This is a genomic window from Micromonospora sp. CPM1, from assembly GCF_023896895.1.
GTDB classification, from domain to species: Bacteria; Actinomycetota; Actinomycetes; order Mycobacteriales; family Micromonosporaceae; genus Micromonospora; species Micromonospora tulbaghiae.
In genome coordinates this window covers 1-14,106 of sequence record NZ_JAMHIU010000021.1, presented here as the reverse complement: position 1 = coordinate 14,106, position 14,106 = coordinate 1, and the positions used below count along the sequence as shown (strand labels likewise).

Below are 14,106 nucleotides of genomic sequence, written 5' to 3'. Positions count from 1 at the left end.
GTGCTAGACGTCGACGTCCGTCGACCTCTCGGCCGATGTGGACGGCACGTCCAGCAGCTCCGGTGCCTGCGGCTGCCTCGGCGCCAGCTCGACCTGCGCCGGCGCGGCCAGCTCGTCGTCGGAGACGCCCAGCTCGGCCAGCTTGCGGGCGCTCACGAGCACCCGCGCCTCCAGCGACCCCACCGCTCGGTTGTACGCCGTCACCGCCCCGCTCAGCGAACTGCCGAGCTTGCCGACGTGGTCGCCCAGTGTGGACAGCCGCCCGTACAGCTCGCGGGCCAGCGAGTGGACGGTGGCCGCGTTGCGCGCCAGCGCCTCCTGCCGCCACGAGTAGGCGACGGTGCGCAGCAGCGCCACCAGCGTGGCCGGCGTGGCGAGCACCACGTTGCGGGCGAACGCGTGCTCCAGCAGGGACGGGTCGCGTTGCAGCGCCACGTCGAGGAACGGGTCCGCCGGCACGAACAGCACCACGAAGTCGGGCGTCTGGTCGAACGCCGACCAGTAGGACTTGGCGGCCAGGCCGTCCACGTGCGCACGCAGGTGCCGGGCGTGCGCGTCCAGGTGGGTGTCGCGCCCGCGCTCGTCGCGCGCCTCCATGGCGGTCAGGTACGCGTCGAACGGCGCCTTCGCGTCCACCACCACCGTCCGGCCGCCGTGCAGGCGTACCACCAGGTCGGGGCGTACCCCCTGGTGGTCGGTCGCGGCGGTGACCTGCTCGCTGAAGTCGCAGTGCTCCAGCATGCCGGCGGCCTCGACGATCCGGCGGAGCTGGTGCTCGCCCCAGCGGCCCCGCACCTGCGGCGCGCGCAGCGCGGCGACAAGCTGCTTGGTCTCGGTGCGCAGCTCGCCGGAGACGGCGCTCATGGACCGCACCTGCTCGCGCAGCTCGGCGTACGCGTCGACCCGGTCCCGCTCCAGCTCCGCCACCCGCTGCTCGTAGCGGCGCAGCGTGTCGTGCAGCGGCGCGACCGCGCGGGCCACCGCCTCCTGGGACTGCGCGGTGGCCTCGTAGCTGAGCGCCCGCATGGACTGCTCCAGCCGGCCCTCACCCGCCTGGGTGGCGGCCAGTGTCGCCTCCAGGCGGGCGATGTCCGCCGCGGCGCGCGCCCGGGCGGCCAGCCAGCCCACCGCGCCGCCCGCGGCGAGACAGAGCACCACCACGGCCAGCGTCGCAAAGCTCATGGCCAAGAGCTTGCCAAACGGGTACGACGAGCGCCCGGTGGGTACGTTCGAGTCATGGAGTTCGCGTTGTGGCTGGTCCTGATCCTGCTGCTCGGAGGGGCGTTCGTGCTCTGGCGGAGGGGCAGCAGAGCACGTCGGTCGAACGAGCTGGCCGACGCCCGCGCCGAGGCGCAGCGGTGGTACGAGCGGCTCGGCGGCCAGCTGATGAACCTGCACGGCGACGCCCCGGCGGTCCGGCAGGCGCTCGCCGACGCCGGTGAGCGGTACAACGCGGCCGGTTCGCAGCTGGAGCAGGCGACCACGCCGCGCCAGTTCGGGCTGGCCCGGGAGACCGCGCTGGAAGGGCTGGCGTACATCCGGGCGGCGCGGACCGCGATGGGCATCGACCCGGGCCCGGAGCTGCCTCCGCTCGCCGCCGCCCAGGGCGCCGGCGCGCTCACCAAGGAGCGCGAGGTCGACGTGCAGGGGCAGACGTTCCGGGCCGGCCCGCAGCCGGGCAACGCCACGCCCTACTACTACCCGGGTGGCCGGTTCCAGGGGCGGCCGGTGCCGGCCGGCTGGTACTCCACGCCGTGGTGGAAGACCGCGCTCGGCGCGGGCGTCGGCGTGGTCGGCGGCCTCCTGATCGCGGACGCGCTGTTCTCGCCCGCGTTCGCCGACCCCGGGTACGACGCCGGTTACCAGGAGGGCCTCGGCGACGGCCAGGACTTCGGCGACCAGGGCGGCGACATGGGCGGCGGCGGTGACTACGCCGGCGGCGGGGACTTCGGCGGCGGCGGGGACTTCGGCGGCGGCGGTGACTTCGGCGGCGGCTTCGGTGGCGGCGACTTCGGCGGTGACTTCGGCGGCGGCGACTTCTAGCCGGCCGCCCGGCGGGGCCCCCGCTCACACGAGGGCCCCGCCGGGGGGAAATCAGCCGGTGTTGCGCATGCCGGCGGCGATGCCGTTGACGGTGGTCAGCAGCGCCCGCTCCAGCGCCGTACCGTCGTTCGGGGCACGCCGCCCGCCCGGCGCGGTCACCACCGCCCGCCCGGCGGCGCCGGATTCGCGGTACTGCCGCAGCAACGCCACCTGGAGGTGGTGCAGCGGCTCCAGGTAGGTGTCCCGCACGGCGAGCGTGCGCTGGAGCACCGGCGAGTTGTCCAGCAGCGCCGGTGACGCGGTGACCGCCAGCACCTCCTGCTTGGTCAGCTCGTACTCCTGCTCGATCTTGTCGAAGATCGGGTGCAGCTTCTTCGGCACCAGCGTCTCGACGTACCGCCGGGCGATGGTCAGGTCGGTCTTGGTCAGCATCATCTCGACGTTCGACAGGAACGTGCGGAAGAAGTGCCAGTTCCGGTTCATCTCGGCGAGCACGTCGGCCAGCCCGGCCGCCCGCGCGGCGGCCAGCCCGGAGCCCACGCCGAACCAGCCCGGCACGATCTGCCGGGTCTGCGTCCAGCCGAACACCCACGGGATGGCCCGCAGGCCGGACAGGCCCGCGCCGGTGTTCGGGCGCTTCGCCGGCCGGGAGCCGATGTTCAGCGCGCCGAGCAGCTCGGTCGGGGTGGAGGCCCAGAAGTACGCGGGCAGGTCCGGGTCCTCGACCAGCGACCGGTACGACCGGAACGCGGACTCCGACACCACGTCCATCGCCGCGTCCCAGCGCTCCAGCATCTCGGCCGGCTGGCGGGGAGCGGTGTGCAGCAGCGTGGCCTGGAGCACCGCGGCCACCGTCAGCTCCAGGTTCTCCCGGGCCAGCGCCGGCAGCGTGTACTTGTCGGAGATGACCTCGCCCTGCTCGGTCACCTTGATCGCGCCGTCGAGCGTGCCGTACGGCTGGGCCAGGATCGCGTCGTGCGTGGGGCCGCCACCCCGGCCGACGGTGCCGCCCCGGCCGTGGAACAACCGCAGGTGCACGCCGTGCCGCGCGGCCACGTCCCGCAGCGCGCGCTGCGCCCGGTGGATCGACCACTGGCTGGTGGTGATGCCCGCCTCCTTGTTGGAGTCGGAGTAGCCGAGCATCACCTCCTGCACGTCGCCCCGGGCCGCGACGAGCGCCCGGTACGCGGGCAGCGACAGCAGCTCGTCCAGCAGCTCGCCACCGGCGTTCAGCTCGGCCGGGGTCTCCAGCAGCGGCACGATGCCGATGCGGGCGCGCCCGGAGTGCACGTCCACCAGGCCGGCCTCGCGGGCCAGCACCACGGCGGCCAGCACGTCGTCCACGCCGAGCGTCATCGAGATGATGTACGACTCGATGACCTCGGGGCCGAACCGGTCCTGCGCCTCGCGGATGGCCGCGAACACGTCGAACGTCTTGCGGGCCGACTCGGTGAGCGGGCTGTCCTGGGTGGAGAGCGGACGGCGGCCGGTCAGCTCGTCGGCGAGCAGCTTGGTGCGTTCCAGCCGGGACAGCGCCGGGTAGTCGGAGACCTCGCCGACCGCCTCGTAGAGCTGGGCCAGCACCTCGTGGTGCTTTTCCGCGTGCTCCCGGATGTCCATGGTGGCCAGGTGCAGGCCGAACGCGGACACCGTACGGATGGCCGAGGCGAGCCGGCCCACGGCGGTGAGCTGGCCGGAGTTGCGGGCCAGCGACGCGCGCAGCAGTTCCAGGTCGGCGATCAGCTCGGTCGAGCCCCGGTAGTCCCGCCCGGGCACGTGCGGGGTGCCGGTGCGCAGCCGCTCCCGGGTGTTGGCGAGCTTCGCCTTCACGCACCGCGCCTTGAGCCGGTACGGCTCCTCCGCGTTGACCCGGCGGAACCGGGGCGCCACCTCGGGCAGCGCGTCCAGGTCCTTGGCCAGGCTGGCGGACAGGTCGAGCGACACCGCGCGCAGCCGCCGGGACACGCTGACCTCGGTGATCAGCTCGTCCATCGCCTTCTCGGTGGCGGCGATGCCGTGCTCGTGCTGGATGCGCAGCACCTCGCGGGTGACCACCGGCGTGACGAACGGGTTGCCGTCGCGGTCGCCGCCGATCCAGGTGCCGAAGCTCAGCGGGCGGGACGTCGGCGACGTCTCCACGCCGAGCGTGCGCAGCGTGTCGGCGAGGTCGTCGAGGACCTGCGGCGCGGCCTCGGCGTACAGGTCCCGCAGGTAGTAGATGGCGTTGCGCGCCTCGTCGGTCGGGTCCGGCCGGTCCAGCCGCAGCTCGTCGGTCTGCCACATGAGATCGAGCAGTTCGGCCAGGCGGCGGTTCGCCGGGCCCTCGTCGCTGGCGCCGTAGAGGATCGCGTTGGCGGTCTCGGTGTCCAGCTCGTCGGCCACCGCGCGCAGCTTGGACAGGATGGACCGGCGGGCCGCCTCGGTGGGGTGGGCGGTGAAGACCGGGCGTACGGCCAGCCGCCGGGCCGCGGCGGCGATCTCCTCGGCTGGTACGCCCCGTTCGGCGATCATCTTGGCCGCCTGGTCCAGCCAGCCGCCGTGGGTGGCGCGGCGGCGGCGCAGGTCCCGGGCGCGGTGCACCTGCTCGGTGATGTTCGCCAGGTGGAAGTAGGTGGAGAAGGCGCGGGCCAGCTTCGTGCCGGTGGTGACGTCGAGCCCGGCGAGGCGCTGGGCGGCGGCCGGCACGTCGGAGCGGACCTGGGCGCGGATCTCCTCGACCAGGTCGAGCAGCGGGCGGCCCTCCTGCCGGGCGAGGGTCTGCCCGAGCAGCGTGCCGAGGCGGCGGATGTCGGCCCGGAGAGCGGCGTCGGGGCCGTCGTGGTCGTGCTGGTCGGTCACGGTTGCGCTCCTTACGCGAGGACGAAGGACAGCGCTGTCCGACTCCTCTGGATGGTATCCGCGTGGGCCCGGGGGACAGGAGGGGGACACCGTGATGATCTGCACTCTGGGACGGTTTGCCGGTCAGCCCTGATCGGCGGCGTGCCGCCCCGGCGCGGGTCGCCGGCGGGCGCGGAACATGGTCGCGGTGAGCAGACCGGCCAGGCCGGCGATCACCCAGACCAGCAGCCCGGTCAGCGCCCAGCCACCGCCACGCCAGTCGAAGTAGATCGCCGACTTGAACAGGTCGGTGGCCAGGCCGGGCACGTTCCAGCGGTGCATCCCGCGCAGGAACGGCGGCAGGAACTCGGGCGCGTAGATGCCGCCGGAGCCGGGGTTGCCGAGCACCACGAGCAGCAGGATCACGATGCCGGTGCCGAGCAGCCCGAGCCAGCCCTGCACGGCGGCGGCCACCATCCCGGCCGCGAACGCGGCGAGCGCCCCGACCACCGCTACCGTCGCCACGCGGTCTTCGAACACGCCGAGGACCGGTCCGACCAGGATCGCCCCGATGACGCCGAGCAGGATCGCGTGCACCGCGAGCGTGGCGATCCGCAGCCCGGCCCGGCGCAGGTCGCGCGGGCTCGTGCCGAGCGAGATGCCGAGCGCCGTGGACGCCAGGTAGCCGCCGAGCACCACGCCGACGGCCAGGTAGAACGGGACCAGGCCGCGCGGGTCGTCGGCGGAGACCGGCACGTCGTCGCTGACCTGGAGCGGCACCCCGGCCTGTCGGGCCGCCTCGGTGAACACGTCGGTGACGAGTTCGGTGGCGGCGGGCGCGCCGGCGCTGGCGGTGGCGAGCGTCAGGCCGCCGTCCGGGGCGGAGCTGAGCACCGCGTACACCGACCGGTCGGTGAGGCCGTCCTGGGCGGCGCCGCGGCTGTCGTACCCGATCGGTTTGATCGTGTCGGTGCGGGCGCGGACGGCGGACATCACGGCCTGCGCCTGTTGGTCGCTCGTGACGACGGCGACCGGCACGTCGCGCGGGTCCGGCTTGTGCAGCGCGCCGACGTAGGCGGCGATGAACGCGCTGGCCAGCGCCAGGGTGCCGAGGATCAGCGCCGCCGTGCGGGGCAGCCAGTCCCGGGTACGCAGCTCCGGCTCGTCGTCCACGGCCACAGCCTATTGCGGGCATATGCCCGGCTCGTGCGGTTTCGTCGGGCGAAAACCGCTGGTCCCGGCCGATAGCGTCGGCTCATGCAGGTGCCTGTCTATCCCGCTAAACCGCAGCCGGGCGACCGCGTCGCGGTCGTCTCGCCCTCCGCCGGCCTGCCGGGTCTCTTCCCCCACGTGTACGAGCTGGGGCTGCGCCGGCTCCGCGACGAGCTGGGGCTGGAACCGGTGGAGTATCCGACCACCCGGGTCATGGGCGCCGACCCGCGCGACCGGGCACGTGACCTGACCGCCGCGTTCGCCGACCCGACGATCACCGCCGTGCTGGCCACGGTCGGCGGGGACGACCTGATCACCGTCACGCCGTACCTGGACGACGACGTGCTGCGGGCCAACCCGAAGCCGTACTTCGGCTTCTCGGACAACACCAACGTGCTCAACCACCTGTACCGGCTGGGTGTCGTCGGCTACCACGGCGGCTCGGTGCTGGTGCACCTCGGGCGCTCCGGCAAGCCGCACCCGCTCACGCGCGACTCGCTGCGCGCCGCGCTGTTCACCTCCGGCTGGTACGAGCTGGCCGCCGCCCCCGAGTGGGGCGACGAGCCACGCGACTGGCGCGACCCGGCCATGCTCGCCGAGGAACCGCCGATGTACCCGTCCGAGGGCTGGCGCTGGCACGGCCCGGCCCGGGTGGTGCAGGGCCGGACGTGGGGCGGGTGCCTGGAGATCGTGCACTGGCTGATGGCGACCGACCGCGTTCCGTCCGCCGCCGAGCTGGCCGGGTCGGTGCTGGTGCTGGAGACGTCGAACGAGCTGCCGTCCGCGCAGGAGGTCTTCCGGATCGTGCGCAACATGGGTGAGCGGGGTCTGCTCGCCGCCGTCCCGGCGATCGTGGTCGGCCGCCCCAAGGCGTGGGACTTCGACCGGCCGCACTCGGTCGCGGAGCGGCTGGCCTGGGCCGCCGACCAGCGGGCGGCGATCCTGCGGGCGATCGGCCCCTACACCGACGACCCGGTGGTGGTCTTCGACGTCGACCTTGGCCACACCGACCCGCAGCTGATCATCCCGTACGGCGGCGAGATCCGGGTGGACGCGGTGGAGCGCCGGATCGCGGTGCGCTACTGACCCCGCACGGGTTCGCCGCCAGTCCGGCGAGGTGGTGGTACCACGGGGACCGTGATGCCGCCACCTCGGCGAAGTGGTGTGGATCTTGCTGGGTCAGGCGTCCACGACGGCGAAGGCGCGGACCGGGAACGTGCCCATGCCGGCCACCCGCGGCGGGGCGGCGGTGAACCGGAAGCCGGTCGGTGGCAGCGCGTCCAGGCCGGTCAGGTGCTCCACGATCGGGATGCCGGCGGCCAGCAGACCGGTGTGCGCCGGACGCTGACCCGCTGCCGCCGCCGTCATGTCGTCGATGTTGATCGAGTCGATGCCGACCAGCGCCGCGCCCGCCTCGGCCAGCCACTGCGCGCCGTCACCGGTCAGATAGGGCGCCTCCGCAGCGGCGTACGCGTCGGTGCCGAAGTGCGCGTCCCAGCCGGTGTGCAGCAGCACCGCGCACCCGGCCACGTCGTACGGGGCGAGCAGCAGCTTGTCCACCGCGCGGGTACCGGCCGGCACGCGTACCACCAGGCCGGGCAGGTCGGCGAGGCGGTCCAGCGGCACCCCGGTCAGGTCCGGGCCGTCGGCGAAGCGGTGCGACGGCGTGTCCACGTACGTGCCGGTGTTGGCGACCATGTCGATCCGCGCGACGTGGAACTCGACACCCGGCGCGTACCGCTCCCGGGACGCCTCCCGGGTCAGCCAATCGCTGATCGCCGGGCCGGGCCAGCCGGGCAGCGTGACCAGGCCGTCGGTGATCACGTGACTCAGTTCGACGAGCTTCCGCCCGCCGCCGGCCGGGGCGGCCACCCCTCGCCCGCCCTTGTGCGGCTCCTCGACGACGGTCCGGTTGGTGATCCGTACCTCGCCGACCATGAGCAGCCCCAGGTGCCGGACCAGCAGCGCGGCCACCTCGTCGTCGGTGACGTCCGGGTGCGGCACGTCCAGCCGGAACCCGTCGGTGCGCAGACCGCCACCGTTTGCGAAATCCACCTCGGCGTCGAAGACCGTCCGATACTCGACCATCCACCCACCGCACCATGCCCGGTCACGGCCGGTCAAGATCCAACATCGGGCGGACCCGGTTCGTCGGTGGAGGGGGATAGGCTCGAACGGTGCACCCCCCGTCCGGCTGGACGCGGGGTCGTCGTCGTGTGTCGAGCCGCTGGAAGTGATCACTGATGCTCACCGGACTCTTCTCCGCCGCCCTGGCCGACCCGGGGCTGGCCCGGGCGCGTGACCTGGCGCGCTCCGGTGCCGCGCAGGTCGACGGGCTCGACCTGACCGCCCCGGCCGCGCTGCGCCCGTTCGCGGTGGCAGCGGTCGCCGCCGACGAGCCGGCCGGCGGCGCGGGCCGCCCCGTGCTCGCGGTCACCGCCACCACCCGCGAAGCCGACGACCTGGCCTCCGCGCTGGGCAGCCTGCTGCCGCCGGAGCAGGTGGCGGTCTTCCCCTCCTGGGAGACGCTGCCGCACGAGCGCCTGTCGCCCCGCTCCGACACGGTCGGGCGGCGCCTCGCCGTGCTGCGCCGGCTCGCCCACCCGGACGCCGCCGACGCGCACGGCCGCACCGGGCCGCTGCGGGTCGTCGTCGCGCCGGTCCGCTCGCTGCTCCAGCCGCAGCTCAAGGGTCTCGGCGACCTGGAGCCGGTGCAGCTCGCCGCCGGGGACGAGGCCGACCTGGAGGAGGTCGCCCGCCGGCTCACCGACATGGCGTACGCCCGGGTCGACCTGGTCACCAAGCGCGGCGAGTTCGCCGTACGCGGCGGCATCCTCGACGTCTTCCCGCCCACCGACGAGCACCCGTCCCGGGTCGAGTTCTGGGGCGACGAGGTGGAGGAGATCCGCACGTTCGCGGTCGCCGACCAGCGCACCATCGAGGGCGTCGCGCAGCTCTGGGCGCCGCCGTGCCGGGAGCTGCTGCTGACCCCGGCGGTGCGGGAGCGGGCCGCCGCGCTCGCCGCCGAGCACCCCGAGCTGGCCGAGATCCTGGACAAGCTGGCCGAGGGCATCCCGGTCGAGGGCATGGAGTCCCTCGCCCCCGCGCTGATCGGCGCCGACGCGCTGGAACTGCTCGTCGACTGCATGCCGGCCGGCACCCACGTCCTCCTCTGCGACCCCGAGCGCATCCGCACCCGCGCGCACGACCTGGTCCGTACCTCGGAGGAGTTCCTCCAGGCCAGCTGGGCCGCGGCCGCCGTCGGCGGCCAGGCCCCGGTCGACCTCGGCGCCGCCGCCTTCAAGACCCTGGCCGAGGTACGCACGGCGGCCCGCGCCCTGCGCCAGCCCTGGTGGACGCTCGCCCCGTTCGGCCTGGTCGAGGCCGACGCGGCACCGGCCCGGCAGCCCTGGGAGGACGAGCCGGCCGCTGTCGACGTCACCCCCGACGACGCCATCGCGGTGAGCCTCGCCGCCCAGCCGGCCCCGCTCTACCACGGCGAAACCGCACGGGTGGTCGACGACCTCAAGCGCTGGGCCGGCGAGGGCTGGTCGATCGCGCTCGTGTTCGAGGGGCACGGCCCCGCCCAGCGGGCCGTCGAGGTGCTGCGCGACGCCGGTCTCGGCGCCCGGCTCACCGAAGAGGTGCCCACCGCGCCCGCACCCGGCGAGCTGCTCGTGTCCTGCGGCTGCCTGACCGCCGGGTTCGTCGACGAGGCGTCGAAGTTCGTGCTGCTCACCGGCAACGACGTCACCGGCGGCCGGGGCACCTCCACCCGCGACATGCGCAAGATGCCCAGCCGGCGGCGCAACACCATCGACCCGCTGGAGCTGAAGGCCGGCGACTTCGTGGTGCACGAGCAGCACGGCATCGGCCGGTACGTCGAGCTGGTGCAGCGCACAGTCAACGGCGCCAGCCGCGAATACCTGGTCATCGAGTACGCGCCGAGCAAGCGCGGCCAGCCCGGCGACCGCCTGTTCGTCCCCACCGACCAGCTCGACCAGCTCTCCCGCTACGTCGGCGGCGAGCAGCCCACGCTGCACAAGATGGGCGGCTCGGACTGGCAGAAGTCCAAGGCCCGGGCCCGCAAGGCGGTCCGCGAGATCGCCGCGCAGCTCATCCAGCTCTACGCCGCCCGCAAGGCGTCCAAGGGGCACAACTTCGGCCCCGACACCCCGTGGCAGCGGGAGCTGGAGGACGCGTTCCCCTGGCAGGAGACACCCGACCAGATGGCCGCCATCGAGGAGGTCAAGCGGGACATGGAGCAGACCGTCCCGATGGACCGGCTGATCTGCGGCGACGTCGGCTACGGCAAGACCGAGATCGCGGTACGGGCGGCGTTCAAGGCGGTGCAGGACGGCAAGCAGGTGGCCGTGCTGGTGCCCACCACGCTGCTGGTGCAGCAGCACTACAACACGTTCGCCGAGCGGATGAGCCAGTTCCCGGTGTCGATCCGGCAGCTGTCCCGGTTCCAGACGCCGAAGGAGACCGAGCAGACGCTGGAGATGGTCGCCGCCGGCACCGTCGACATCGTCATCGGCACCCACCGGCTGCTCCAGGCGTCCACCCGGTTCAAGCAGTTGGGCCTGGTGATCATCGACGAGGAGCAGCGGTTCGGCGTCGAGCACAAGGAGCACCTGAAGACGCTGCGCGCCTCGGTCGACGTGCTCGCCATGTCGGCCACCCCGATCCCGCGCACGCTGGAGATGGCGATCACCGGCATCCGGGAGATGTCCACCATCGCCACGCCGCCGGAGGAGCGGCACCCGGTGCTCACGTTCGTCGGCGCGTACGACGACCGGCAGGTGGCCGCGTCCATCCACCGTGAGCTGCTGCGCGACGGTCAGGTCTTCTACCTGCACAACCGGGTCGAGTCGATCGAGAAGACGGCCCGCAAGCTCCGGGAGCTGGTGCCGGAGGCCCGCGTCGCGGTGGCGCACGGCCAGATGGGCGAGGAGGCGCTGGAGAAGGTGATGGTCGGCTTCTGGGAGAAGGAGTTCGACGTCCTCGTCTGCACCACGATCGTCGAGTCCGGCATCGACATCCCGAACGCCAACACGCTCATCGTGGAGCGGGCCGACCTGCTCGGCCTGGCCCAGCTGCACCAGATCCGCGGCCGGGTCGGCCGGGGCCGGGAGCGGGCGTACGCGTACTTCCTCTACCCGCCGGAGAAGCCGCTCACCGAGAACGCGCACGAGCGGCTGGCCACCATCGCCCAGCACACCGAACTCGGCGCCGGCATGTACGTGGCGATGAAGGACCTGGAGATCCGCGGCGCCGGCAACCTGCTCGGCGGCGAGCAGTCCGGCCACATCGAGGGCGTCGGCTTCGACCTGTACGTGCGGATGGTCGGCGAGGCGGTCTCCGCCTTCAAGGGCGAGAGCACCGAGGAGGAGACCGAGGTCAAGGTCGATCTGCCGATCGACGCGCACCTGCCGCACGACTACGTGGCGGTGGAGCGGCTGCGCCTGGAGATGTACCGCAAGCTCGCCGAGGCCCGCGACTCGGAACGTCTGCGCGAGGTGGTCGCCGAGATGACCGACCGGTACGGCGAGCCGCCCGCGCCGGTGCAGAACCTGGTCGCGGTGGCCCGGTTCCGGCTGCTGGCCCGCCGCTACGGGCTCACCGACGTGTCGATGCAGGGCAAGCACATCCGGTTCGGCCCGCTGCCGCTGCCCGACTCGAAGCAGATGCGGCTCAAGCGCTACCACCCGGACTCGGTCTACAAGCAGGCACTCGACCAGGTCAGCGTGCCCCGGCCGAGCACCCGGCGGATCGGCGGCGAGCCGTTGCGCGACCAGGCGCTGCTGGAGTGGTGCGGGCAGCTCCTGGCCGACGTCCTCGGCAAGCCCGAGGAGTTCGCCGGTGTCGCCCGGTCGGCGGCGGGTGCGCGATGAGGTGGGCGGAGTCACAGGTCCGTACTCGCCGTGAGAGAGTGACCCTCATGCGTGCTCGCCGTTCCCTCGTCGCCGTCAGCGTCGCGGCCCTTGCCGCGCTCTCTCTCGCCGCCTGTGGCCGCTCCGCCCCGGACGTCGCCGCGTACGTCGGCGACAGCCGGTACTCCGTCGACCGGGTCGACGCGATCTACGAGGACGCGCAGCGGCAGTACGCGGACGCCGTCCGTAGCCAGTCCCCGCAGACGCCGTCGCCGGCGGAGCTGCGGTCCTCGGTGACCCGGCAGGACGTGCTGAACCTGCTGGTCGCGATCGACCTGGGCAAGCGCGTGGCGGCCGACAAGGGCCTCCAGGTCACCGACCAGATCTCCCCGGAGCAGATCCAGCAGGCGCTCCGCATGCCGGCGACCACCGAGTACACGAAGCTGTGGGGCGAGTGGGTCGACCTCTCCGGCACGCTCCAGCAGAGCCTGCCCCCGGCCGACCTCAGCGACGAGTCCCTGATGGCCGTCTACCACGCCTTGGAGAAGACCGGGGCGATCCAGCCGGGCCTGAGCGTCGACCAGGTCCGGCAGGCGTTCGGCGAGGCCGGGTTCGTCCGCACCGCCACCGCGCTCAGCAGCGCGCTGCAGGAGCAGGCCGAGAAGTCGGACGTCCGCGTCAACCCGCGGTTCGGCGTGACGGGCGTGCCGTCGCTGGTCAACACCGGCCAGTCGTTCGTCTTCTACTCCCTGCCGTACGTCGACCAGGACGGCCCGGTCACCGACATCTCGACGCCGGAGGCGCCGGCCTCCGGCTCCCCGGCTCCCGGAGCCGTATGACCGCCCGGATCGTCCTGCTCGTCACCTCACCCCGGCTGCCCGCCGGTCTGCTGACCTCGGCCGCCTGGGACGCCGTACGCTCCGCGCCGGTCCTCGCCGGTGCGGAGAGCGAGCTGACCCGCGCGGTCCGGACAGCCGGCGCCGACGTCAGCGTGGTGACCGAGGGTGCGACCCAGGCGCTGCTCGACGCCGCCGCCGCGCGGGGCGGCGCGGTGTGGCTGGCCGGCCCGGCCGGCGACGAGACGCTGGCCCGTGAGCTGGGGCTACGGCTGGCGCGCGAGCCCGGCCTGGCCGAACTGGAGCTGATGTACGGCTCGTGGGATCCGCCCGGCGCCCGGCTGCTCGACGCGGTCGAGGTGATGGACCGGCTGGCCTCCCCGGGAGGCGATCCGTGGAAGCGGGCGCAGACCCACCGCACCCTGGCCGGGTTCCTGCTGGAGGAGTGCTACGAGGCGTACGACGCGATCAGCGCCGACGACACCGACGCGCTCCGCGAGGAACTGGGCGACGTGCTGCTCCAGGTGCTGCTGCACGCCCGGCTGGCGGAGAACCTGCCGGAGGGCAAGAGCTGGACCGTCGACGACGTCGCGGGCACGCTGGTCGACAAGATGGTGCGGCGCAACCCGCACGTGTTCTCCGGCGAGCCGGCCGGCTCGATCGAGGAGATCGAGGCGAACTGGGAGCGCATCAAGCGGGCCGAGAAGACGCGCGAATCGGTGCTGGACGGCATCGCGCTGAGCCAGCCCGCGCTCTCGCTGGCCGCGAAGATCCTGGACCGGGCCGGCCGGGTCGGCCTCGCCGTACCGCCGCCGCTGGCCGAGTCGCAGGTGGACCCGGAGGCCCGGCTCGGCGCGAGCCTGCTGGCCACCGTCGCCGCCGCCCGTCAGGCCGGCATCGACCCCGAGGCCGCGTTGCGGCGGGCCACCTTGGCGTACGCCGAAGCGGTCCGAGCCGCCGAACGCACCACCCCGACCGACCCCGCCTGACCCAAGCCCCCTCGCCCTCGGCCCCGCCCCGGGCCCGCCTGCGCCCACCCCGGCCCGCGATCTTGCACTTGCTGCCCCGTGGGTGTCGCGAATGCCCCCTCTGCCCGGGCACAAAGTGCAAGATCGCCGCAGATGGCCGCCCCGCCTCCCGGCACGCGAGACGTGTAGTCCACATTCCGGCCTGCCCGGGCCGTGGTGCTCGCCCGCCGTCCTGGACGGGGTGGCCCGGTCGAGACACGCGCCTCCAGGCGACTCCGGGCGGTGATCAAGGAGTTTGTGTCGGGATTGGACGCTGACGAGGACACAAACTCCTTGATCAACGCGGAGGGGGTA

The 14,106-nt window shown here is 73.5% G+C and carries 9 protein-coding genes; 5 read left to right on the top strand and 4 right to left on the bottom strand.

Annotated elements, in window-relative coordinates; all coding sequences use genetic code 11:
• Window positions 1-3: 3 nt before the first annotated feature.
• Window positions 4-1,182: a DNA recombination protein RmuC gene (locus M8C11_RS23300; RefSeq protein ID WP_252453107.1), complete on the bottom strand. Its 1,179-nt coding sequence runs from the start codon at window positions 1,180-1,182 to the stop codon at window positions 4-6.
• Between the two features lie 54 nt (window positions 1,183-1,236).
• Between M8C11_RS23300 and M8C11_RS23295 the strand changes: the two genes are divergently transcribed.
• Complete coding sequence (locus M8C11_RS23295; RefSeq protein WP_252453104.1) at window positions 1,237-2,043, top strand: hypothetical protein; 807 nt, start codon at window positions 1,237-1,239, stop codon at window positions 2,041-2,043.
• 51 nt (window positions 2,044-2,094) lie between these two features.
• Here M8C11_RS23295 and ppc read toward each other — a convergent pair whose 3' ends face one another.
• Together ppc and M8C11_RS23285 are read right to left on the bottom strand one after the other, a co-directional pair.
• Complete coding sequence (gene ppc, locus M8C11_RS23290) at window positions 2,095-4,881, bottom strand: phosphoenolpyruvate carboxylase (protein ID WP_252453101.1); 2,787 nt, start codon at window positions 4,879-4,881, stop codon at window positions 2,095-2,097.
• 123 nt (window positions 4,882-5,004) lie between these two features.
• Window positions 5,005-6,033, bottom strand: a complete 1,029-nt coding sequence (locus M8C11_RS23285; RefSeq protein WP_252453098.1) for a hypothetical protein — start codon at window positions 6,031-6,033, stop codon at window positions 5,005-5,007.
• 84 nt (window positions 6,034-6,117) lie between these two features.
• Here M8C11_RS23285 and M8C11_RS23280 point away from each other — a divergent pair, with 84 nt between their 5' ends.
• A complete protein-coding gene (locus M8C11_RS23280; protein WP_252453095.1) occupies window positions 6,118-7,158 on the top strand; it encodes a S66 peptidase family protein in 1,041 nt (346 codons plus the stop codon).
• A 93-nt stretch (window positions 7,159-7,251) separates the two neighbouring features.
• Here M8C11_RS23280 and M8C11_RS23275 read toward each other — a convergent pair whose 3' ends face one another.
• Entirely contained in the window at window positions 7,252-8,160 is a 909-nt protein-coding gene (locus tag M8C11_RS23275) for a cyclase family protein (protein WP_252453092.1), read from the bottom strand.
• Window positions 8,161-8,315: 155 nt separating this feature from the next.
• Here M8C11_RS23275 and mfd point away from each other — a divergent pair, with 155 nt between their 5' ends.
• The 3 genes from mfd to M8C11_RS23260 are packed head-to-tail and all read left to right on the top strand — an operon-like array spanning window position 8,316 to window position 13,773.
• On the top strand, window positions 8,316-11,969 hold the full coding sequence (gene mfd / locus M8C11_RS23270; RefSeq protein WP_252453090.1) for a transcription-repair coupling factor: 3,654 nt from the start codon (window positions 8,316-8,318) through the stop codon (window positions 11,967-11,969).
• 47 nt (window positions 11,970-12,016) lie between these two features.
• Window positions 12,017-12,787 (top strand): hypothetical protein, encoded by a 771-nt coding sequence (locus tag M8C11_RS23265; RefSeq protein WP_252453088.1) that lies wholly within the window; start codon window positions 12,017-12,019, stop codon window positions 12,785-12,787.
• Window positions 12,784-13,773: a nucleoside triphosphate pyrophosphohydrolase gene (locus M8C11_RS23260; RefSeq protein WP_252453087.1), complete on the top strand. Its 990-nt coding sequence runs from the start codon at window positions 12,784-12,786 to the stop codon at window positions 13,771-13,773. Before M8C11_RS23265 ends, M8C11_RS23260 begins: the two co-directional genes overlap by 4 nt.
• Window positions 13,774-14,106: the final 333 nt, after the last annotated feature.

Bases quoted from the DNA above. Each gene is read 5' to 3' on its own strand.
- M8C11_RS23265 (WP_252453088.1), top strand. From the start codon at position 12,017: ATGCGTGCTCGCCGTTCCCTCGTCGCCGTCAGCGTCGCGGCCCTTGCC.
- M8C11_RS23280 (WP_252453095.1), top strand. From the start codon at position 6,118: ATGCAGGTGCCTGTCTATCCCGCTAAACCGCAGCCGGGCGACCGCGTC.
- M8C11_RS23275 (WP_252453092.1), bottom strand. From the start codon at position 8,160: ATGGTCGAGTATCGGACGGTCTTCGACGCCGAGGTGGATTTCGCAAAC.
- mfd (WP_252453090.1), top strand. From the start codon at position 8,316: ATGCTCACCGGACTCTTCTCCGCCGCCCTGGCCGACCCGGGGCTGGCC.
- M8C11_RS23260 (WP_252453087.1), top strand. From the start codon at position 12,784: ATGACCGCCCGGATCGTCCTGCTCGTCACCTCACCCCGGCTGCCCGCC.
- M8C11_RS23300 (WP_252453107.1), bottom strand. From the start codon at position 1,182: ATGAGCTTTGCGACGCTGGCCGTGGTGGTGCTCTGTCTCGCCGCGGGC.
- M8C11_RS23295 (WP_252453104.1), top strand. From the start codon at position 1,237: ATGGAGTTCGCGTTGTGGCTGGTCCTGATCCTGCTGCTCGGAGGGGCG.